At 43.2% G+C, this 22,361-nt stretch carries 15 protein-coding genes and 3 tRNA genes; 4 read left to right on the forward strand and 14 right to left on the reverse strand.

Features of this window, described 5'->3' with window-relative positions:
* The first annotated feature begins 106 nt into the window (after positions 1–106).
* The gene (locus tag ACLD6A_RS05570; protein WP_410313809.1) at positions 107–2,836 is read left to right on the forward strand and encodes a Rib/alpha-like domain-containing protein; all 2,730 of its coding nucleotides are present in this window, start codon (positions 107–109) and stop codon (positions 2,834–2,836) included.
* A 22-nt stretch (positions 2,837–2,858) separates the two neighbouring features.
* Here the strand turns inward: ACLD6A_RS05570 and ACLD6A_RS05575 are convergent.
* The 11 genes from ACLD6A_RS05575 to ACLD6A_RS05625 form a co-directional block, all read right to left on the reverse strand.
* A tRNA-Gly gene (locus ACLD6A_RS05575) sits at positions 2,859–2,929 on the reverse strand.
* Between the two features lie 167 nt (positions 2,930–3,096).
* On the reverse strand, positions 3,097–4,593 hold the full coding sequence (locus ACLD6A_RS05580; RefSeq protein ID WP_410313810.1) for an FAD-dependent oxidoreductase: 1,497 nt from the start codon (positions 4,591–4,593) through the stop codon (positions 3,097–3,099).
* A gap of 163 nt (positions 4,594–4,756) precedes the next feature.
* A complete protein-coding gene (locus ACLD6A_RS05585; protein ID WP_410313811.1) occupies positions 4,757–7,033 on the reverse strand; it encodes a heavy metal translocating P-type ATPase in 2,277 nt (758 codons plus the stop codon).
* 284 nt (positions 7,034–7,317) lie between these two features.
* Positions 7,318–7,390, reverse strand: a tRNA-Ala gene (locus ACLD6A_RS05590).
* A gap of 27 nt (positions 7,391–7,417) precedes the next feature.
* Positions 7,418–7,491: transfer RNA gene (locus tag ACLD6A_RS05595), tRNA-Ile, on the reverse strand.
* 126 nt (positions 7,492–7,617) lie between these two features.
* Positions 7,618–8,097: a Dps family protein gene (locus tag ACLD6A_RS05600; protein ID WP_004126655.1), complete on the reverse strand. Its 480-nt coding sequence runs from the start codon at positions 8,095–8,097 to the stop codon at positions 7,618–7,620.
* Between the two features lie 55 nt (positions 8,098–8,152).
* Entirely contained in the window at positions 8,153–9,448 is a 1,296-nt protein-coding gene (locus tag ACLD6A_RS05605; protein WP_410313812.1) for a hemolysin family protein, read from the reverse strand.
* Positions 9,449–9,504: 56 nt separating this feature from the next.
* A complete protein-coding gene (locus tag ACLD6A_RS05610) occupies positions 9,505–10,281 on the reverse strand; it encodes a TIGR03943 family putative permease subunit (RefSeq protein ID WP_410313813.1) in 777 nt (258 codons plus the stop codon).
* Positions 10,278–11,420 (reverse strand): permease, encoded by a 1,143-nt coding sequence (locus tag ACLD6A_RS05615; RefSeq protein WP_410313814.1) that lies wholly within the window; start codon positions 11,418–11,420, stop codon positions 10,278–10,280. The genes ACLD6A_RS05610 and ACLD6A_RS05615 overlap by 4 nt, the downstream gene beginning before the upstream one ends.
* Positions 11,414–12,073 (reverse strand): carbonic anhydrase, encoded by a 660-nt coding sequence (locus ACLD6A_RS05620; protein WP_410313815.1) that lies wholly within the window; start codon positions 12,071–12,073, stop codon positions 11,414–11,416. Before ACLD6A_RS05620 ends, ACLD6A_RS05615 begins: the two co-directional genes overlap by 7 nt.
* Before the next feature lie 192 nt (positions 12,074–12,265).
* A complete protein-coding gene (locus ACLD6A_RS05625; protein WP_308582327.1) occupies positions 12,266–15,022 on the reverse strand; it encodes a phosphoenolpyruvate carboxylase in 2,757 nt (918 codons plus the stop codon).
* A gap of 206 nt (positions 15,023–15,228) precedes the next feature.
* Here ACLD6A_RS05625 and ACLD6A_RS05630 point away from each other — a divergent pair, with 206 nt between their 5' ends.
* The gene (locus ACLD6A_RS05630; RefSeq protein WP_410313816.1) at positions 15,229–16,980 is read left to right on the forward strand and encodes a threonine/serine exporter ThrE family protein; all 1,752 of its coding nucleotides are present in this window, start codon (positions 15,229–15,231) and stop codon (positions 16,978–16,980) included.
* A 1-nt stretch (position 16,981) separates the two neighbouring features.
* Here ACLD6A_RS05630 and trpS read toward each other — a convergent pair whose 3' ends face one another.
* Positions 16,982–18,073, reverse strand: coding sequence for a tryptophan--tRNA ligase (gene trpS / locus ACLD6A_RS05635; RefSeq protein ID WP_410313817.1), 1,092 nt, complete (start codon positions 18,071–18,073; stop codon positions 16,982–16,984).
* A 148-nt stretch (positions 18,074–18,221) separates the two neighbouring features.
* Between trpS and ACLD6A_RS05640 the strand changes: the two genes are divergently transcribed.
* On the forward strand, positions 18,222–18,602 hold the full coding sequence (locus ACLD6A_RS05640) for a DUF3073 domain-containing protein (RefSeq protein WP_004136650.1): 381 nt from the start codon (positions 18,222–18,224) through the stop codon (positions 18,600–18,602).
* Between the two features lie 109 nt (positions 18,603–18,711).
* On the opposite strand, the gene ACLD6A_RS05645 is transcribed toward ACLD6A_RS05640, so the two are convergent.
* The gene (locus ACLD6A_RS05645; RefSeq protein WP_004136648.1) at positions 18,712–19,140 is read right to left on the reverse strand and encodes a sterol carrier family protein; all 429 of its coding nucleotides are present in this window, start codon (positions 19,138–19,140) and stop codon (positions 18,712–18,714) included.
* Between the two features lie 237 nt (positions 19,141–19,377).
* On the opposite strand from ACLD6A_RS05645, the gene ACLD6A_RS05650 reads away from it, so the two are divergent.
* Positions 19,378–21,861: a glycogen/starch/alpha-glucan phosphorylase gene (locus tag ACLD6A_RS05650; RefSeq protein WP_004136644.1), complete on the forward strand. Its 2,484-nt coding sequence runs from the start codon at positions 19,378–19,380 to the stop codon at positions 21,859–21,861.
* 201 nt (positions 21,862–22,062) lie between these two features.
* Here ACLD6A_RS05650 and ACLD6A_RS05655 read toward each other — a convergent pair whose 3' ends face one another.
* Complete coding sequence (locus ACLD6A_RS05655) at positions 22,063–22,272, reverse strand: hypothetical protein (protein WP_004126589.1); 210 nt, start codon at positions 22,270–22,272, stop codon at positions 22,063–22,065.
* Positions 22,273–22,361 lie beyond the last annotated feature (89 nt).

Consider the following 22,361-nt stretch of genomic DNA (forward strand, 5'->3'; position numbering starts at 1 on the left):
TGCATAAGACTATAAGCATGCATATTGATTTATTAAGCAAGATACGCGTATACCGTATAATGTACTTGGAATAACGCACTAAAACAGATAAAGGATTAGCGCAAACATGAAAAGCAACGCTAGCATTTTCAAAACCATAAGCGGCATAATAGTGGCTTTCGGCTTACTTTCTACAAGTTTTATTGGTTTACCATTAGCTACAACTACAGCTGCATTAGCAACTGAAAATAGCACTACTGCTAGCGAACCAGTGCACACTCCTTTGACTGCACAAACTGCTCACGACATTTCTACTGGCAGAATTCGCTTAGAAAATAATCAGATTGACTCATTGCTATATCACAAGCCCGAGCTAGATCCAAATGTAGATAGCGATGGCGATGGACTTAAGAACAGTGAAGAACTTTATACATACGTTAAAAACGAACGCACATATTACGGATACAATTCGCATCCACTTATAAAAGATAGCGATGGCGATGGCATTGATGACAAAACAGACGAAAATCCGCGTAGATGGGATATTAGCCCTCGCGATATGGCACTGTTTATGGAACTCGTGTATAGAAAAGACGATTACGTCAAAAAAGTACTTGACTACTCAAGACCACTCACTGACATTTATAAAAATCGCAACGAATATAAGCTCATGCATAACGAGCTTGCGCCATTCTGGAAAGTCAAAGAAACATACCACTTTGGAAGCGGATTTGATGCAATATTATTTGAAAATGTAAATCCTGCATATCCATTTATTGAACAAAACGGCGTGCAAGTTCTTGGAATCCGAGGAACTGAAAGCGGCGGAGATTTTACTAATGACATTAAACTAGCAATTGGATCAAACCCGAGCCAAGCTTTAGATGTAAACAATGTGATGGATAAAATCAATAGAGAAAAACTTGCTACTAATTTATACATAACAGGGCATTCTCTCGGAGGTTATTTATCTCAACGTGCTTTAATTTACGCTAAACAAAAAAATTACCAATGGATTACAAAGGCTTATACTTTTAACGCTCCAAAGATTAAAGGAAATCCATTCAACAAATGGCTTTGGGAAACATCTGATTTTGGCGATAAATTAACAGAAGAGTGTTATGCCGTTCATTACAAGGTTGATAATGATAAAGTAATAGGACCAATAGGAAACCTTAACGGCGCAATAAGCATAGGAGAATCTGGAGAAGGTCACGGATCTCGTAGTTACTTGGAGCCTAGAATGGATAGTTTCAAAGGATTCACAGTTGGCGAACGCAATAAAATTGAGGGAATCGGTCGCAAAATTGATGCACTTGACGGATTAGTTAATGAACCAGTTATTAAAACTGACGAACAATCTTTCGAGCCTAAAATTAAAAACATAGACATTTTTGAAAACGATAAGTTACCAAAAGTAACAGATTATCTTCTTAACGCATCTGACAGACCGCAAGGATCTACTATTACAGATATTACAGATAAAACCGCTATTGATACTTCTAAAAGCGGAAAATACGAAGGTAAAATATTACTTACATTATCTGATAATTCAGTAAAAACTATTATAGTTCCAATAATTATTCATAAGCGATTGGCTAATATCGAGGAACTTCCAAACGTTACGGTAGTAGAAGGTAAGAAAGTAGAAGTCAAAAAAGATACTACGATTCCTGCTGATTTCGACTTTAAGCCGTATTTGCAAGGTTTACCAGAAAACAGCACAGTAAAAGTTGTAGAACAACCAAATACAACAAACATTGGTGAAGCAACATTTAAAGTAGAAGTAACTTTTGCGAGTGGCGCAAAACGGAAGGTAATTCTTAAAGCTCACGTTGTAAAAGTTATTTCTGCAACACCATTAAAACCAGCGAAGAAAACCATTCCTTGGACCAAGCTAACGCCAGCAATTCCAGTTACACCAACACCTGCACCACCAACTCCAACACCAGCACCTCCTGCTCCATCGCCTGTACCGCCTGCACCACCAGTGCCACCAGCGCCTGTACCGCCAACCCCGCGACCACAACCGCGACCACAACCGCAACCACAGCCTGAGAATCCGCAACCGCAGCCTGAGCACCCTTCAAACCCAACTCCAAACCCACAGCATAATGAAAACAATCATCCTGCTGAACCTGAAAATCCTACAAATCACAACAAGACCAATCAGAGTGCGGGAACTACAACAATACCGTCAGCTCCAGCAAGTGTTAATAAACTTAAAACCGAGCTTGAAAACACTCTAAAAGCCGGCGAACACAACATTGTTTACGCAGGCAGAAGTAACAAAATTACGGTTACTTTAAATGCTCGCGCAGACTTTCTGAACAAACTTAATAAAGAAAAGCAAGTAAAAGCCTACGCATACATTTATTCAAATCCTCGTCTTCTAAATGGACAAGATGGAACCGAATACGTAACGGTTCATTTCAGTGCAGATGGAAAACCATCTTTCGACGCTGTTATTCCACAAGAATATAGCGGCAATCACACTATTGTTCTTATCGACGAGCAAGGCAATCAAGTTGCTTGGACGAACGTTTTAGTAAAAAGGGATGACACTTCACAAAATTCTTCCACAGGTGAAACTGGTATTCCACAAACACAAAACACACAAAATGTGCAAAATACTAGCGAAAATGAATTAACTTCAACCGCAAGCACGGAAGCAACTGTTAGCGCAAACAAGAACGTAATCGCACAGCCAGAAGCGAGCAAGCCAACTACAAGCAGCCATCCTCTTGCGAATACTGGAATCCAAACAATTCCAGCGCTTATTAGCATCGCAGTAACGCTATTTGCAAGCTTCGTTGTTGTTTTAAGCATGAGAAAAGCAAATCGAATTAAATACTAGATAGTAAAAGAATTTGTCGAAGAGCGGATGACGGGAGTCGAACCCGCCTCTGAAGCTTGGGAAGCTTCCATTCTACCGATGAACTACATCCGCATGTTGCAAACAATTATTGTATGCAACTTTTTAAGACTAGCATGTGCTATTGAGTATGCAAACACTTAAGCTTACTTAGCGCTAAATAATTACATAAATAGGGCGCTTGCTGTTTGATTGCGGCAGGCAAGACAGCAAATCAGCAACCACAAATCAACAACCGCAGATTAACAATCTAAGGCAATAGCTACAAGATCCGCAGATGATACTACTTTCTTTCGAGCGCGCTGCTCTTTAGCACCAGCTTCACGCTCATACTCATCTACTCGCTTCCAGCCGGCGTAATCAATGGCTTTCACGCCTCGAGATTTAAGCAGCTCATCTATGGACTTTTCGTTACGATCCTCTGCAATCAGCCCAGATTTAGCTAAATCTTCGAGCATGCGATCAACAATAAGAAGCGCGTCAGATTTAGTAGAACCAATTAAACCAACAGGTCCTCTTTTAGCCCAGCCGGTAGCGTACAAGCGTTCGCGCACCTCACCATTTTCCGCAGAAGTTACGATTCTACCATCATTATTCGCGAGCAACGTGCGCTTTTCGTCGTAAGCAATGCCTGCAACCTCAGCAGGATGGTAGCCAATCGCATGATACACGGCTTGCACAGCGTAATCTTCAAATTCACCTGTGCGAGACATTGTGCCATCCGCGCTTGTTACAGTTCGCTCAACTCGTATTGCTTTCACACGCCCATCTTCGCCAAGAATTTCTACAGGAGCCGAGTTGAAATGAATAACGTAACGTCGGTTAGCAGGATTGCCCTCAAAATCAACGTTCCCACCATCTTCCATGTCTTCTGCCATGTCTCGAATAGCGAAAAGTTCCTCAACCATTTGGCGCGTGAGCTTATCGTTACCAGCAACTTCTATCGTTTCATCGTCTAGCTCAAAATCGTCCTCGTTAATAACAATTTGCACTCCGGCTAACTTTTCCATTTCGCGCAATTCTTGCACGGAGAATTTCGCATGAGCTACGCCTCGGCGAATAAATAAATGCAAGGTTTGAGTTTGATTTTTCTGCAATCCTTCGTACACATCATCTGGAATATCCGTATGCGCGCGCAAATAATCAGGATCTCGCAAAAGCTCACGAGCAACATCCATTGCCACATTTCCGCCGCCAATAACAGCTACTTCCTTTGCTTCAAGCGGCCACGTGCGCTTGCTAGTTGGGTATCCGTCGTACCATTCTACAAATTTTGCAGCTCCGTACACTCCGTCTAAATCAGCACCTGGAACCCGCAATGGCCTATCTTCCACAGCTCCTGTAGCAAACAGCACTGCATCGTAGCGCGCCAGCAAATCTTCTAAAGTAATATCTTTACCAAATTCAACATTCGCATAAAGATGAATATTTGGATTATCAAGAGTTTTTTCAAGCGCATCGGCAATAAATTTAATACTTGGATGATCCGGAGCCACACCATAACGCACTAAGCCGAAAGGCACAGGCAATTTTTCAAAGAGATCAATGCGAGCGCTTGTGCCGAGTCCTAATTCTTCGCCACGTTTAGCAAGTTGACGCAAGAAAATATCGGAAGAATACACTCCAGCAGGTCCTGCACCAATTACTGCAATTCTAACTTCAGGAGCATGCACTTTAGAAATCTCAGAGACCTGAGATGTTTCTGGTGCAACATTTTCTATTAAATTATTTTTTTTCATTATTATCCCCATATTGAACTATACAATACGGCACTTTTGCCGTTTTTGCGCGCATTATGCGCGGACTTCAAGCACAGATTTCCTTCAAGTGCTTTCATAATTAGACTAGCGCATTGCTAAGTCTTACAAAATGCTTACATTAAAAAGCTTAGATTAAAACGCTTTATTTAATCTTTTCACGCGAGCGCAAAGCAGTTAACGCCCAAGTAATTGAAATAACGTCAATAATTTCCTGCATCATTGCTCCAATAACCGCTGGAATGAAACCAAAAGCAGCTAAAATCATGCTTACAATAGCCAAACCTATTCCAAGCAAAACTGACTGTATCATAACTCGTTTTGTATGCTTTGCAACGCTTACAGCATTAGCAACCGACGCAATATTGTTGTTCATAATAACTACTTGCGCGCACTCCGATGCTGCAGTATCCGTGCCATCCGTTACAGCCACACCAATGTCTGCAGCTGCAAGAACTGGAGCATCATTTACTCCGTCACCAACCATCATGGTTACGGTTGAATCTTTCTTATTTTTGGCTGCATTGTAATTGTGCTTTTTTACATACGCTAATTTATCTTGCGGAAGCAAATCTGCATGCACCGAATCAATACCAACGCTTTTGCCAATGGTTGTTGCAGCTTGTAAACCGTCACCAGTAAGCATTGCTATTGTTCTAACACCCAAAGCGCGCAACAAAGCAATAGTTGATTTCGCGTTATTTCGCGGCACGTCTTTTAATACGATTCTTCCAACCAGCACTCCGTCAAAAGACACGTAGGTTGCCATTTCGTCTGCTGCAAGAGATTTACCTATAGTTTGATTCGCGTTTTGTTCTGTAACGTACTTGTGTCTGCCTACACGCACTAAAATGCCATCCACAACGCCCTGAATACCCTGGCCTGCAGCTTCTTTAACACTGTGTACTACAGGGTATTCTCTAACGCTAGGAAGTTGCGGAACCGACGATGGGTGAGCATTTTCCCACAGCTTTGCTCCCGCTTTAGCAATACCGCCTGCAAGTATGTGCTGAGAATAAGTTTCTAGAACGCCCGCAAGCATAACTATGCGATCAGCCTTCTGCATAGAATCAACTACGTCAACTCTTGCAACTTGCGGCTGTTTAACCGTCAACGTGCCAGTTTTGTCAAAAAATACGTCTGTTACACGACTTAATTGCTCAAGCACATCCTGACTTTTAACAACAATTCCAAGTTTTGCTAGACGCCCAGTACCAGCCATGCAAGCAACTGGAACTGCAATAAGCAGAGGACATGGGGTTGCTAAAACCAATACTTGCGCAAATCGCAATGCGTCGCCAGAAAAGCTCCAAGCAAGACCTGCAATCGCAAAAGATAATACTGTAAACGGCACAGATAGCATGTCTGCAAATCTAACTACTGCAGCTTTAGAGGACCTAGCAGACTCAACAAGCTGCATGATTTTCTGATACTGCGAGTTTTTAGACAGCTTGGTTACGCGCATAATAAGCACAACGCCGCCGTTTACGCAGCCAGAAAGCACCGAAGCTCCCGCATAGACTTCTCTAGGAACAGATTCTCCGTTAATAGCACTTGTGTCTAAAATTGCAGAACCGCTTAGCAGCTCACCATCGACCGGCACAGTTTCGCCGGGAAGCACAATAATTACGTTTCCAATCTTTAATTCATCAACTGCAACTGTAGCGTAACGCTGCAAATTTGAGGTGATTTCGCCGTCTATAGATGCTTGTAAAAATGGGCAATTATTTCGTTTACAGTTGCAATTTTGCAAGTTATTATTTTCGCAATTACTTTCGCAATTTTGCTCGCTACTATTAGATTGCTTAGAATTAGTGGCATCTACTTTTCTAAATTCAGCATGCTGGCACAAAACACACGAGATAGGCTTGCACTGATTTTCACTCAAACATGGCGGTTCGTAGGATTCATCATTTGCTTGATTATTATTCATTCCATGCTCAATACCTGGCAAAGTCATAAGATGAGCAGTTTTTGGAGCTGCACTTACTAAAAGAGATAGATTGCGCTGAGCTTTCATATGCGCAAAATCTTCAATTGCCTCTCCCGTCCAAACCATTACAACAATCAAATAACTTGCCCAGAACTCACCAATAAAAAGCGTTGCAAGCAATGCAACAAAAGCTAGCAAATCAATACCTAAAGTTCCGCGCAATAAATTTTTAATCATGTTACGCAAAGAAACAAGGCTGGTATATAAAACGAGAATAACGATAATAGTTTTGCCAACACTAAGACTTATTGAAATATCGAAATCAAGATTTAAAAAATCAAAGATTTGTTGCGAAAAATTATAAATTTGCTCATTGAAAGTAGCCAATATAGGCAAATTGCATGAGTAAAAAGCCACAATAAAAGGAAAAGCGAGAATTACGACTGTTAATTGTGGTGCACGACGGCAATATGCTAAAAGTTTACGCATACACTTTCCTTACGCTGATCAGGTTAACTACGCTTAAAACGCTGCTAACACACGATTTCACGCCTTGTTAACCCACTGAGCGCAACTTAAATAGTGCACTCAATACACGGCGTAAAGATTTATATTTAATTTATATTTGTATTTAGTAATCATACCAATAGGCCTTGATGAGAAACATTCTCACAAACACAAGCTTAAACAATAAAAAAAAAAACTAAAACAAACCCAAAAAGAAATTGATAAACAAAAAGTTCTGATTGAAAAATCAACCAGAACCTTGCTCGTGGAGCTAAGGAGACTCGAACTCCTGACCCTCTGCTTGCAAAGCAGATGCGCTACCAGCTGCGCCATAGCCCCATTTGAAAGAATGTAACCATTCTATCGTGGGCCCGGGAGGACTTGAACCTCCGACCTCATCCTTATCAGGGATGCGCTCTAACCACCTGAGCTACGGGCCCAACTTGTATGCCTAAAACATACAAGTAGTTACTGTAGCACAGCCACAGAAAATGTCAAACCGCAACACGCCATAAAAAGAAAATGGCATGTTGCGGTTCGAATCAAAAAAATCAAACAGAGGTTAATTAATCAAGATGGCTACGCATAAACCACTGGAACTTTTCCAGCTGCTGCACGTGATCCTGAATAATGTTAGAGCTCACAATGTCAAGATTGTCAAGCTCCGCAATAGCTTTGCGATCGTCTGCAATCATATCGTTGTAATACTCAATAAGAGCCTGCAAATATTCTTTAGTTGACTTGCGACCAGTTAAAGCAAAACGCTTCCATGTGCGAGCTGCAACAACATCGTCTGCGCGTCCAAGTGGAGAACCACCCAAAGTTGCAATTCGCTCAGCAGTTTCATCCGCCTGCGCCAAAACTTCAGCAACCTGCGGATCAAGCATTTCGTGCACAGCAATAAAATCTGGGCCAGTAACATTCCAATGAGCATGTTTAAGCACCAAAGCAGCCTCCTGCTCATGGCTTAAACGATTCTGCAAAACAGCAACAGCCTTTTCACTGGCCGCCTCGTCGAGACCTGGCAAAATATGCAATAAGGCCATATTTATCCTTCCTTAGATTTTTTATTACTATTACATTCTACTGCTACGGCTTAAATTATGCGCGGCGACGCACTTCAAGAGTAGCAATACGTCGACCATCAACCGCAGTTACAGTCATATCGTAGCCGTCTGCATCGTGCAAAACAGCTCCAACGCTTCCCATAGAACCAGTATGCGCTAAGAAATAGCCTGCAACAGTTTCATAAGGTCCATCTTCAAGCTCAATGCCTGTAATGTCAGCAAAATCTTCAATGGTCATACCGCCATCAATTTTTGCAACACCATTTACAAAAGCAGTTGTTTTATTCACATTATTTTGTTCAGCTTCTTCAGGCAGATCGTACTCGTCGCGAATATCTCCAACCAACTCTTCTGTCATATCTTCAAGAGTTACAATTCCGTCAGTTCCGCCGTATTCGTCAATAACAATAGCCAAATGGATTCCGCGCTTTCGAAGCAGCTCTAGGCTTGGCAAAAGCTTTGAAGTTCCAGGAAGACTAATTCCTTCGCGAGTTACATCTGCAACAGTTTTTGCGTTAGGATCTCTAACATCCAACAAATCGCGCACATGCACAAAACCAATAACGTCGTCAAAATCCTTGCCAATAACCGGGTATCTGGAATACGGAAGCTCACGAATTTTTGCAGCTGCTTCTTCAAGACTTAACGAGCCGTCCAGAAATTCCACGTCAGCACGCGGGCGCATCACTTCAGCAACAATTGTTTCCGAAGCATCAAACACGTCATCCAAAATATTGCGCTCATCCTGACTTAAACGCTTATTGCTATTAACAAGCACGCGCAATTCTTCGTCAGAAACTTCGCTTTCTTTTTCATTAGGATCAAATCCAAGCAAGCGCACAAAACCATTAGTATTCTTACCAATAAGCCAAATAAGCGGCTTGCAAATTTTCGAGAAAATATCTACCGCCGGCACAACAGCTCGCGCAATCTGCTCAGAACGCTGCATTGCAATACGCTTCGGCACTAATTCAGAAATTACAATAGAACAATACGAAATAATAAGAGTTAAGAAAATAGTGGTAAGCGGGCCTGCAACATGCTTAGGCACTCCCCATGAGCACACAACAGGCACAACGTAAGGAGCTAACGCAGATTCGCCGAAGGATGCAGAAAGAAAACCAGAAAGCGTTACGCCAATTTGCAGTGCAGATAGAAAAGTATTAGGGTCTCGCGCAATTTTCGCAACTCTAGCTCCACGAGCATCCTGAAGCTCCATGCGATCAATTTGCGAACTTCTTAAGCTCACTAAAGCTAATTCGGTTGCCGCAAATACGGAACCAAATAGCAAAAAAATCATAATGAGTAGAATATTAAAACCAATCGCCATACTTGTTATCTTAGTTTACTTCTATGCGATATCAACAATTCTTTAATAGAAAATTATTACGGACGGTAAAAATATCCAGTTGGCGCTTTAGCAGATTTTAACGATATAACTTTTAGTACAACCCCGGAACGTTGGTATCCTTTAACTCCTATGCTCCCCCTAGAAACGCGGGCGCGAAGCATAACCCACTCATGTTCGTGAAGTTTGTTGGCATTTTTATAGTTTGCAACTAAACCAAAAGGAGACATATCTAGAATGCAGCAAGACATGAGTTGACGAGATAAACGAAACTGATTTGCTCCTAAAGTAGTATCACGACTTACAAACCCTGTAATCGTAACCGTATATCCTTCATATTTTGAAATATTATGGTCGATTTCGTCATACCATAAACCGAAATCATCGTTTTTTACTTTTATTTCACGAGATTTTTCGCTCAACCCAGAAAGTATCGAATTGTGTCTTCTAATAGCAATAGCTCTGCCTCCTGCGTAACGATCAAAACCGCCAGAGCTAAATCTTTGCGACGATTGCAGAGGAATAATAATTAGCAGTGCAGGAAGCGCTAAAGAAACTAGTATTTTCCAAGAATCTCGTGCAGAAACATCAAACCATCCCAATGCAGCACAAAATGCTAAAACTAAAAGCAGAACGGCTGCAATTATCAAATATGCGAACGCTCGAGGAGTGGTAAAAAGCGTGTACTGTCCGCTTAAAGTTACTGTGGCAATAACTGCTGCTAAACATAAAAGCACGAAAGATTCTAATATTTTTGCAAAAGTAATACGATTACGCTTTTTATTTTCTTTACTAACAGAACTTGTATTTTTCATAGCATGAACCCCCAAGCCCAGTTAGAAAACAGTGAAGCTAGAAGACAAAAGCCTGCAATTGTTAGCGTTAAACGCAATACGAATTTGCCTCTGCAATCAGAAACAAGCATAAGAGTATTTTTTAAATCAAGCATTGGGCCAAATAGCAAAAATACTAAAACGGAAGACATTGGTAAAGAAGCAGCTAAACTTCTAGCAATTACAGCATCCGAACTTGAGCACAACGAGCTGAAATAGGCAATAGCCATCATTGCGGGTATTGCAATCCAAATATTGTTAGCTTGTATTCTGGAAGCAGGATCCGCCCCTAACCAAGCTCGTATAACAGAAGCAACAATAGTTCCGCACACAATAATTGGTAAAAGTTTCAAAAAATCTTCATGAATATGCTTTATGTATAGCTTTATTTGCGCGCAAATACTTGATTTTGTGCGATTTTGCGTCTTTAACTGTTCTGAAGAATTTTGATTTTCTTCATGATTGCAGCCACAATTTAGTTCACAAGAACATTTTGATTTAAGATTATTTTTTAATAAATTTTCGTTACGCAAAACAGATGATTTTGGCGGAAATATTGCAAAACTTAATCCAACTAATAACGCAATACCAACTCCTAAAGCAACGCGCATAACGGCTACAGCCGGCGCATCAGCAAAAGCGTACCAGGTCGCTAAAACAGACACAGGATTTACAACAGGAACAGCACAAAGGAAAGTTATTGCGCAAGGAAGCGGCAATTTTCTTGCAACCAGTCTAGAAAATGTTGGCACAACCACACAGTCGCATACAGGCACACATACTCCAGCAATTATGGCAGCTAAAAAACCGTTTGCAGTAGATTTTGGAGCATGTTTTTCAATAAAATCAGCCGTTACCCAAGTTTCCACAGCAGCAGAAACAAGAACACCAATAAGAGTGAAGGGGATTGCTTGCAAAAGTAAGCCAGCAACACCTCGAACAGTGGTGTCAATAAGAAGCCAAGGGTAGCGCAATTGCAAAGCAGGGGCCATGGCAATAATAAGAGCCGCAAAAGGCACTCCTGCGATCAAAAAAAGATAATTTGCAGAATTTGCTGGTTTCGCCTGCTTTACTACCTTCACTGGTTTTTCTGCTTTTCCTACTTCTCCTGGTTTTAGCATGACAACACTTCCACCAAGCCGTCACTCATTCGATACCTTGCTCCAACAAGCATTAAAGCGTCTTTGAAAACAGCTTCGCGAATTATTTGTGATTTTTCGCAAATTTCAGCCAAGATATTAGACACGTGAATGCGCTCAATATCATTCGTATCTAAATCTTCTTCAACACCTGCGAGCGCAGCAGGTCCTAAAGAACGCAGCAATATTGACTCGCTAGACTCAATTATTTCGCTTGTTTCATCTTCGCCGTATTTAGAAACCAGTTTTTGCACATTCGGCAAAACGGCTTGTACTGCACCGCAATGCTCATGGCCAAGCACAAGCAACACTTTTACTCCCAAATCACTTACAGCGTATTCTAAAGATGCAATCACGGCATCATCCAAGACTTCTCCAGCTGTGCGAACAGAAAAAATATCTCCCAAACCAGCGTCGAATATAAATTCTGGAGCAACTCTAGAATCTGCGCACGAAAGCACAACAGCTCCAGGATGTTGACCATCAATAAGTTTCATGCGCGCTTGTGAATTTACGCCTGCATGCGCCGAATTGCCTTCTGCAAATTTGCGATTCCCAGCAAGCATTGCGCTTAATACCGATGTAGCTAAAACTGAATCTTCATTAGCAAAATCTTCGCTGACTTCTTCTTGCATTATTACCTCCTACACTGGCATTGGCAATATTTTTAGTTGCTTAAAGTTTAAAAATCTTTTACCTACCGAATATATTGTATCTTTCGTAGTAAATAAGAATTTTGTTTAAGAATATAAGCCTATTATCAAAAAAGCTCCCGTATTGCAATTCGCAAATACGAGAGCCTTCTTGATTTAGTAATTTATTAAATATCATCCAGTATTCTGCAAGCCTGCAGCAACACCGGAAACAGTGCAAAGAATAAGGTATATGAACTCTGCCTGCTGGCTTTCGCTCAACTCTTCCTTATCTACCTTGTTGCGAAGCTTGTGCAATGCAAGGGATTGGATCACAGAAAGCGCGTCCACGTAAGGAGAGCGCACGCGAATAGCCTGGCCGAGAACGTGACGATGCTGCAGAGGCCACTTGTCGTCAACTATTTGCAAAACCCACTTGCGAGTAAGCTGCATTTCCGAAAGTACTTTATCGCTCAAATCCTCACGATCTCCAAGACTTAAGTACATGCGAGCAATACGCTCATCCGTCTTAGCCAAAGACATCTCAATATTGTCAATAAAAGTACTAAACAGCGGCCACTCTTCGTAAGCGCGACGCAAAGTTTCCAAATCACCAAACTTTTCGCAAGCCGTACCCAAACCGTACCATGCAGCCAAGTTAATGCGAGCCTGAGCCCAAGAGAACACCCACGGAATTGTTCTCAAATCGTCCAAAGACTTCGCACCCAAACCGCGCTTAGCTGGGCGAGAGCCGATTGGAAGCAAACCGATTTCACTCAAAGGCGTAACTGTAGAGAACCATGGAGTAAAGTCATCCGTTTGCAGCAAATCTAGGAAGCGCTCATGGGCTGCAACATCAAGCTTTGCAGCCATATCCGCATACTTCTTCGTCATATCAGTATTAGTTTTCTCAACACTTGGCGAAGATTGCAACAAAGTTGCAGAAGCAACGGATTCAACGTGACGAATAGCCAAAACTGGGTTTCCGTAGCGCGCAAAAATAACCTCACCTTGTTCAGTAAGCTTAAATCGGCAATTGACGGAGCCCACAGGCTGAGCAAGCACTGCACGGTTTGCAGGACCGCCACCTCGACCAACAGCGCCACCGCGGCCGTGGAATAGTGTCAAATCAATATCATGCTTCTTAGCCCATTGAGCAATGCGCTCCTGAGCAGAGTGCAAAGCAAGCGTTGCGGAAGTAGGACCAGCGTCCTTGGAAGAATCCGAGTAACCAAGCATAACTTCCATCTTGCGGCCAGTAGCCTTAAGACGAGCCTGCACTTCAGGAATTTTAATAATCTCCTCAAGCACATTTACAGAATTCTGCAAATCTTCCAACTGTTCAAACAGTGGAATAACGTCTATTGTTGGCGCATCCTGTGGATGAGCAAAAGCAAGACGATTAAGCTCAAATACGTCGCGCACATGCTGAGCAGATTTTGCGAAGGAAATAATGTAGCGTCGAGCAGCACGCATGCCGTTACGCTTTTGGATTGCTCCCAAAGCGCGGAAGGTGTCGAGCACTTCTCGAGTCATTGGCTGAAGCGGTCCGCGTTCGCCATGCAATCCGTGTTCGCGAATATCTTCCAAAGCGCGAGAATGCACGAGAGAATGCTGACGGAATTCCATTTCAACCATGTGGAATCCAAAGGTTTGAGCCTGCCAAATCAAATCTTGCAAAGGACCATAAGCTGCTCGAGGATCTCCGCCTTCTGCCAAAGAACGCTGCACAATTTGCAAATCTTCAATAAAATCTTCGCAAGAATGATACATCAAATCCGTATCGCGGCTAATAGTGCGGTGCAAACGGTCCGCCATTACAAGCATTACAGCACGATGTGGCTCGCTATTAGAAACATCCGAAGCGCTTTCTGTAAGCTGTTCGCTCATTTCGCGCTGACGATTCCACAACTCAAGCAGCTCCACGCTTGGAGGAGTTGTGCGCGTTTCCATAGTTAAGCATTTGCCAACTTCGCGCGTGCGATTTTCCAAAGCTGCAAGCACGTGATCGCTAAACTTTCGAGCGACTTGACGGCTCACTTTAGCTGTCACATTAGGGTTGCCATCTCGGTCCGATCCAATCCAGCTTCCTGGGTGGAAGAATGCAGGGCAGCGAGGAGGCACAAGACCAGCCTTCTTACCGAGCAGCCAATCGTCAAATCGACGATACACGACTGGGATAGTGTCAAATAATGTAGCGTCAAAAATGTCAAGAATAGTATCCGCTTCTTCAACCGGAGTTGGCTTCTTCAAAGCAATTGGCGAAGTTCTAAGAAGAGCGTCAATTTCGTTATACAGACGACGATAATTTTCGCGCTTGTCGGATCCGCCTAAACGATGATGTTCGCTTAACAATTGCGAAATTCTGCGAATTTTACCTGCAACGGCTTTACGACGAGCTTCAGTTGGATGCGCAGTAAATACAGGATGGAACTCAAGCTTTGCGAGCAATTCTTTCGCTTCAGCAGGGCTCATTTCAGTAAGTAACTTGTGATACGCGCAAGTAAGTTCATTTACTGGGTCAACTGGCATCGAATCTTCAACATCGCATTCACGCTGATGAAGTACAGAAACTCGATAATTCTCTTCACACAAGTTTGCTAAATGGAAGTATGTTGCAAAAGCGCGCGCCAGAAGCTGAGTATCATGCAAATTCATTCCGTTGATCTTGCTAACAGCTTTACTTAAGCCATCGTCTGCTGTTACTTTTGCATCTACCATTTGTGCAAAATGCGCGGCACTAGCTTCAACAGCATTCAAACGCACGTCGTCGAATACTGCTAGTAATTTTTCATCGAATTCACCAAGAACATCGCGAAGAATATGCAAGCACAAATCCATGTCTTGCTTAAGCGATGCTGGAAGGTCACGCTCCTCTGGGCCTTTTCGCCCCAAACCAGACGTAACAATAGTTGCGTCCGCTGGAGTAACCTGCTGATTTTCTTCTGTCATCAGACCTCCTTACGCCAGTAAATAAGGTTGCTTGGTCATCTGACTTCCGCGGCTCCTCCGCGGTTATTTAGGTCAAAAGTTGCAAGCCCACAGCCTTGTTTACAGCGAAATACCAAGTTAATTTTGAAACTACCACCGGACGTAGCATAAATAGTATTTTGTTAACAAAAATTTACTAGGTAACAGGGGGCGTATACTGAAAAATTGTGAGTAGAGTAGATAATAATGCAAGCAGTAATGCAGATAGCAATACAGGCAATAACGCCTGTAATACTGCAGATAGTGACAGTTGTAGCAACAAACCTGAAATTCTTTCAACCGGGCATGTAGTTGGCAAACCTTCTGGACGTTTTCATACTCATGCTATTCCGCTCGACATGGACGATGTTGAGCGTGATTGGGATAAGCCTGTTACCGAAGCCTGCATAGCTGCAAAATCAAGCATTATTATTCGCGTCGGCGCACTCGGATTAGGAGCAGGAACCGGAAGCTACCGTGTTCGCGAACTTATGCACAGAATCGGCGAACCGATGGGCGTTCACGTTCGAGCAGACGTAAATCTCACGGATATTGAAGCAACTTGCACAGATAAGCATGAGCGCATTACTGAAGTTGTAGATCTTCCAACAACAGGTGTTAATACTGAACGAATTTGGCTTCTCGAGCATTTTGCTGACTGGTTTAACGTTAAACTTGGAAACGATTCCCTCTACCACTCAAAAGCTACAGTTTCTAAAGAATTAGTTGATACTCTTCAAGAAAGCGACGTTGAGCGCGATATTGTACAAACAGCTAAACAGTCGGAAGAAAATGCTGCAAAAAAAGCAGAAAAACAAGCTTTACAAGAAGCAATCAAAAAAGAAAAGCCGCGAGGAATTTTCGCTCTACAGCCAGAAAACGCTTACGCTGAACATTTTTCGCATGTTCAAAAAATTACAGAAAACAGCAATAAGGAAGATGAAAATAATCATCCTCTTACTGTTCGCGAAGTGCACGACCGCCTCGATTTGATTAAAAATCGCAAGCCACTTTATAAACCTTGGTTTGCAGGCCTTGCTTCCGCAATAGCTTGCGCATCCTTTGCTTTCTTGCTTGGCGGTGGCCTTTACGACATGATCGGTGCTTTTATTGGCGCAGGAATTGGCCATTATATTCGTCGCCGCATGTTCATGCATCATCTTAACCAATTTGTAGTCACATTCGTTGCGGTTGCAATCGGCGCACTTTCGTGCATAGGTTCTCTGCGACTTATTGGCTACTTCGACCCAAGCGCATTAAATCACACAACCGCATATATTGGCTCAGTATTATTTGTTATTCCAGGCTTCCCACTTATTACAGGCGGCCTAGATATTGCAAAAATAGATTTCCCTTCCGGCATTCAACGTCTGTGTTATACGCTTGCGATTATTTTGATGGGAACGCTTGCAGGCTGGACTGTTGCAAGCCTTGTGCAGCTTAATCCTCAAGGTTTCCCTCCTCTTGGATTGAACCCTTGGCTTAACGCAGTTCTTCGACTCATTACGGCTTTTGCTGGAGTGTGGGGCTTCTCTGTGCTGTTTAATTCTCCACAGCGCATGTGCATAGTTGCAGGAGTTATTGGAGCTATTACGGATACTCTGCGCTTAACTATGACAGACTTCGGTATTGCTGCCGAAATTGCGGCGTTTAGCGGCGCACTTCTTGCAGGCTTACTTGCTTCTGCTTGGCGCTCTATTGTTCGTCACGGCTTTGCACCTCAATATTTGGGGTATCCGAGAATAAGTCTTACTGTTCCATCTATTGTGATTATGGTTCCGGGACTTTATATGTATCGCGCAATGTTTTATCTCGGCCAGTTCCACACGCTTCCAGCGTTAGATTGGACTTTCCGCGCTTTTATGGTAATTATTTGCTTGCCTATTGGTCTTGCTGTAGCTCGCGTTATTACAGATAAAAGCTGGCGTTACGACGTGTGATTTAGTACTTCATTCCCATAGCATCTCGCACTTGAGAAAGCGTTTCTTCCGCAATGGCATTTGCACGCTTATTGCCGTCGTGCAAAATGTCTCGAATAACATCCATGTCTTTTGCAAGTTCTGCACGACGCTCACGGTGAGGCGCCAAGAAGTTATTTACGTTTTCAATTACGTAAGCTTTCAATGCGCCGGCACCAGCATTACCAATTTCTGCAGCAATATCTTTAGGATCCCTGCCTGTAACTAAACCTGCGGTAGTAAGAAGTGCAGAAACTTGCGGACGAGTTACTGGATCAAAAGTAATCATCCTCTCAGAATCAGTTGGACTCTTCTTAATTAGTTTGGCAGTTTCTTCAGCAGTAGCTCCGAGCATAATTGAATTACCGTAAGATTTGCTCATCTTACGACCGTCCAAACCTGGAATTTCTGGAGCGTCAGACAAAATTGCTGCCGGCTCTGGGAAAACTGGATTCTTTTTTGCGTATCTTTCGTTAAAACGACGCGCAATCGTGCGAGTGATTTCAACGTGCGGCAAATTATCTTTACCAATCGGCACAACATTAGCTTTGCAGAACAAAATATCGCAAGCTTGATGCACTGGGTAAGTAAGCAGCAATCCGGTTAAAGCGTGTCCAGATGATTCCATTTCTGACTTTACAGTAGGATTCCTGTGCAATTCTGCTTCCGTAACTAAAGACAAGAATGGTAACATAAGCTGATTTGCTGCAGGCACAGCAGAGTGCGTAAATATCATTGTTTTTTCAGGATCAATTCCTGCAGCCATATAATCAAGCACTAAATTCAAAACATTATCTTCAATATGCTCGGTTGTGTCACGGTCAGTAATTACCTGATAATCAGCAATAATAATATTGGTTTTTACACCACGCTTCTGCATTGCGACACGCTCACGAATAGAACCAAAATAGTGTCCTAAGTGCAGGCGTCCTGTTGGACGGTCTCCTGTAAGCATGGTAAATGAAGAAGGATTACTTTCTAGTTTTTCAAGCGTTGCATCCGAACGTTTACGCGCTGCAAGAAAGCTTGCACTCATCTCATTTCCTGCGGCTGTTACCTGTGCTTCTTCCTGCATTTTTGGCTCCTTACATACACGCATTTTTACGCTTAAAATATGGCTTTCATGGTAAAAGTTTACACAGACAATATACTCGGTTGCGGTTAAGTGGTACGCTCTTGTGTGATGAACTGATTGTTACGGTAATTTTTTAAGAGGGGGTCAGATGGGCCGCGGACGACAGAAGGCAAAGCAACAGAAAATTGCCCGTAAGCTCAAATACCTGACGACCGATACGGATTATGACGAGCTTGCTAAGGAGCTTAACTCCAGCGAACCCGGACAAGGATCCTTCGATCCATTTGCGTCGAGCGAAACTTACGAGGAAAACTCGTATCTTCCAGATCAGGAAGCAACTGTTCAAGAAGATGATTCTAATGAGTCTTCCAACGATGATGATTTAGACGAATATGCAAAGTGGGCGGCAGAAGCTGCAGCTAAGGCTGTAAATAATGAAAATTCTTCTACAAATTCTGGCGCGCATACTCCTGTGCATCATCACATTCCTATGCCAGTGCCGAGTTTCATGCATAAGAACGATAAATAAATCTTAAAATTACTAATAATTAGGTTGCTAGTAATTATTTTTAGCTAAATATCCTGGGTCTAAAAAATGAGGGCCCAGGATATTTGTAAATAAGCATTATAAATAGATGTCATAAATTTATATCAAGTGGCAAAATATCGCTTAAATCATCACGCTCACCGATTGCACTTATGTGTCCGGCTTGTTTTTCTTGCTGCCAACTTGTAATACCACAAGAAATTCTTAACCAAACTTGCGGATCAAGCTCAATAACATCCGGCGGAGTAAGATTATGCGGATCAGAAGCTGGTCCTTCCAAAATTTTTACTGCACCAAAAGGCGCAACTCTTACCTCTACTGCACACCCAGGGACTCTGTTTTCAAGAAGATATAAAGAATATCTAACTGCTAAAGCTTCGTCAATTGGAGAAATATTTAAAATATCGCTAGTTATTTGAATAGCTTCTCCGCCATTATTAAACGCTTTATTAGCAGACTCACACCACGCTTTCCAAGCACATTGTCCTCTTTTTATATCTCGCTCAAGTATTACTACCATATTTTTATTATCTTCTAAACAACATACTTTCATAAATATATTTGTATTAAGAAGCCATATATTAATATTTAAAGGTGTTAGGTTGTGGTACTATTGGGAACATCGTGTGCATTAACGTACCTTTTGTAGTTATCTACAACAGTTATCTACAACGTGGTATTGGTTTAACTGCCTAAACATAAAGTTTCAGGCTGCACACTTTTTAGGAAATATAACAAACGGCACAAGGAGTCAAATATGACTAAACACGTCGCGCCGAAAGCCAAAACTACTGCGACGGCATTTGCCAAAGAACTTCAAGAGCACCTCAAGTACACCCAGGGTGTAACGCCAGAGCAGGCCACCACGGCAGATGTGTATGTTGCCGCTGCTACCGCAGTTCGTCGCCACTTGATGGACTCTTGGATGCAGACACAGCATGACATGATTAACGGAAACACCAAGGCTGTTGGCTATTTGAGCGCAGAGTTCTTGATGGGTAAGCAGCTTGAGAATGCTTTGTTGAACGCTGGTCTTACCGACCAGTTCGAAAAAGCTGTTACGAAGCTTGGCTTCGATCCAAAGGCTGTTATCGACGCTGAGTATGAACCAGGTTTGGGTAACGGCGGTTTGGGTCGTCTCGCAGCCTGCTTCATTGATTCGCTCGCCTCTATTGGCGTTCCAGCATTCGGCTACGGCATCCAGTATCGTTACGGCATCTTCAAGCAGCGCTTTGATGAAGAAGGTAAGCAGATAGAAACACCTGATTACTGGCTTAGCAACGAAGAGCCATGGGGCCACATTGATTACGGTCGTGATCAGCGCGTCAACTTTGGCGGCGAAGTTGTTGAAGAAAACGGCAAGCGCGTGTGGAAGCCAGCTTGGTCTGTTCGTGCAGTACCAGTTGACTACATGGTTCCAGGTTACAATTCTGGTCGCGTAAACACTCTTCGTTTGTGGACTGCTAAGTCTTACGACGAGTTTGATTTGCTCACCTTCAACAAGTCTGAGTACTTGGATGCTGTAAAGCCACAGGTTGCAGCAGAAAACATTTCTAAGATTCTTTATCCAGAAGATTCCACTCCAGAAGGTAAGGCTTTGCGTCTTGAGCAGCAGTACTTCTTCGTAGCTGCTTCTATTCATGACGCTATCCGCGTGTTCTACCCAGGTCAGGATAAGCCGGATCTTACAACCTTCCCAAGCAAGATCAACTTCCAGTTGAACGATACTCACCCAGTTATTGGTATTCCAGAGCTTATGCGCGTTCTTATGGACGAGTACGGCTACGATTGGAACACCGCTTGGGGTATCACCACCAAGACCTTCAACTACACTTGCCACACCTTGCTTCCAGAAGCTTTGGAAGTTTGGCCAGCCAAGCTTATTGGCGAACTTTTGCCACGCCACCTTGAGATTATTAAGGGCATTAGCGAGCAGTTCCGCAACGAGCTTCGCGGTAAGGGCGTTGCTGAGGATCAGGTTGAGCGTATGCGCATCGCTACCGACGCTGACGAAAATGGCGAAGGTGCTGTAGTCCGCATGGCTTACTTGGCTACCTACGGCGGCTCTTACGTTAACGGCGTTGCTGAGCTTCACTCTGAGTTGTTGAAGGATGTCACTTTGAAGGACTTCTCCAGCGTTTACCCAGATAAGTTCAAGAACGTTACTAACGGCGTAACTCCTCGTCGCTTCGTGCGCTTGAGCAACCCACGTATGTCTGCTCTTATTACTGAGGGCTTGGGCACCGACGCATGGCAGGGTGATTTGGAGCTTCTCGAAGGCTTGAAGCCATTGGCTGACGACAAGGCATTCGTTAAGAAGTTTGCTGAAGTTAAGAAGCAGAACAAGCTTGCCTTCGTTGATTTCGCAAAGCAGAAGTATGGATTCGAAATCAACCCAGACACTATGTTTAACACCATTGTTAAGCGTTTGCACGAGTACAAGCGCCAGTCCATGAAGATCCTCCAGGTTATCTCCACATACGCTGGAATTAAGAACGGCACAATCGACGTTGACAAGATGCTTCCACGCACCGTGTTCTTCGGCGCTAAGTCTGCTCCAGGCTATGCTATGGCAAAGCTCACCATTCAGCTCATTAACAATGTTGCTCGCGTGGTGAACAACGATCCAGCGTGCAAGGGCAAGCTCGCTGTGTTCTTCCCACCAAACTACAACATCGAGTTGGCTATGAACTTGATTCCTGCCACCGATTTGGATGAGCAGATTTCTCAGGCTGGTAAGGAAGCTTCCGGTACCGGTAACATGAAGTTCGCTTTGAATGGTGCTTTGACTGTTGGTACTCTCGATGGTGCAAACGTTGAGATTCGCGAGCGCGTTGGCGCTGAGAACTTCTTCCTCTTCGGCATGACCGTTGACGAAGTTGATAAGCTCTACGCTGAAGGCTACGATCACGGCGGATCCCGTAAGTACTACGAGTCTGATCCTCGCTTGAAGACCGCTGTGGATATGGTTGCTGACGGCACATTCTCCAATGGCGACAAGAGCGTGTATGAGCCACTCGTCAACGATTGGCTTACCCACGATTACTTCATGGCAATGGCTGACTTCAGCTCTTACATGGATATTCAGGCTCAGATTGAGGAAACTTACCGCGACCCAATGAAGTGGGCTCGCATGGCAGTTTTGAACGTAGCCAACTCTGGTTACTTCTCTTCTGACCGCTCTATCGAAGATTACCTCGATCGCATTTGGCACACTGGTGCTCTTCCAGTTGCCGAGTGAGCATAAAAATAGCGTCTTAATCGCTTAATAAGAAAAAGGCGGAGGCTGTTAATCAGCTTCCGCCTTTTCTTTCTAGTAATTAAATCGAAATTAATCACAAGTAAGTAAGTAAATAAACAAGTAAATAAACAAAACAATAAAGGCGGCTGCGTGTTAACACAGTCGCCTTTATTTGAAGTATTTTAACGTAACACTGCTGTTTTATTCTTCAACAGCAGGAGCGTCTTTACCTTCAGTCTCTTCTTTTTCTAGCCCCAGATCAATTGGTGAAGAGCTGTTCTCCCACGGCTCCTCCCAAGGGTCATAATCAGGATTATGCTGCTTGTAAACATACAATGCAGCAATTCCTGCGAGCAGTGCTCCGAAGAGCAGTGCAAAGAACTTCCAACCGCCAGAGGATCTGTTCTCCATGATGGCTCCTTTCGGGTTAAGCTGACCTGCTCGTCCAAGTCAACGATTTACATAGCGTTTTGTCGCTTACTCACTATCATAGTTGCTTT

This window comes from Gardnerella sp. Marseille-Q9691 (assembly GCF_046507715.1).
Taxonomy (GTDB): domain Bacteria; phylum Actinomycetota; class Actinomycetes; order Actinomycetales; family Bifidobacteriaceae; genus Bifidobacterium; species Bifidobacterium greenwoodii.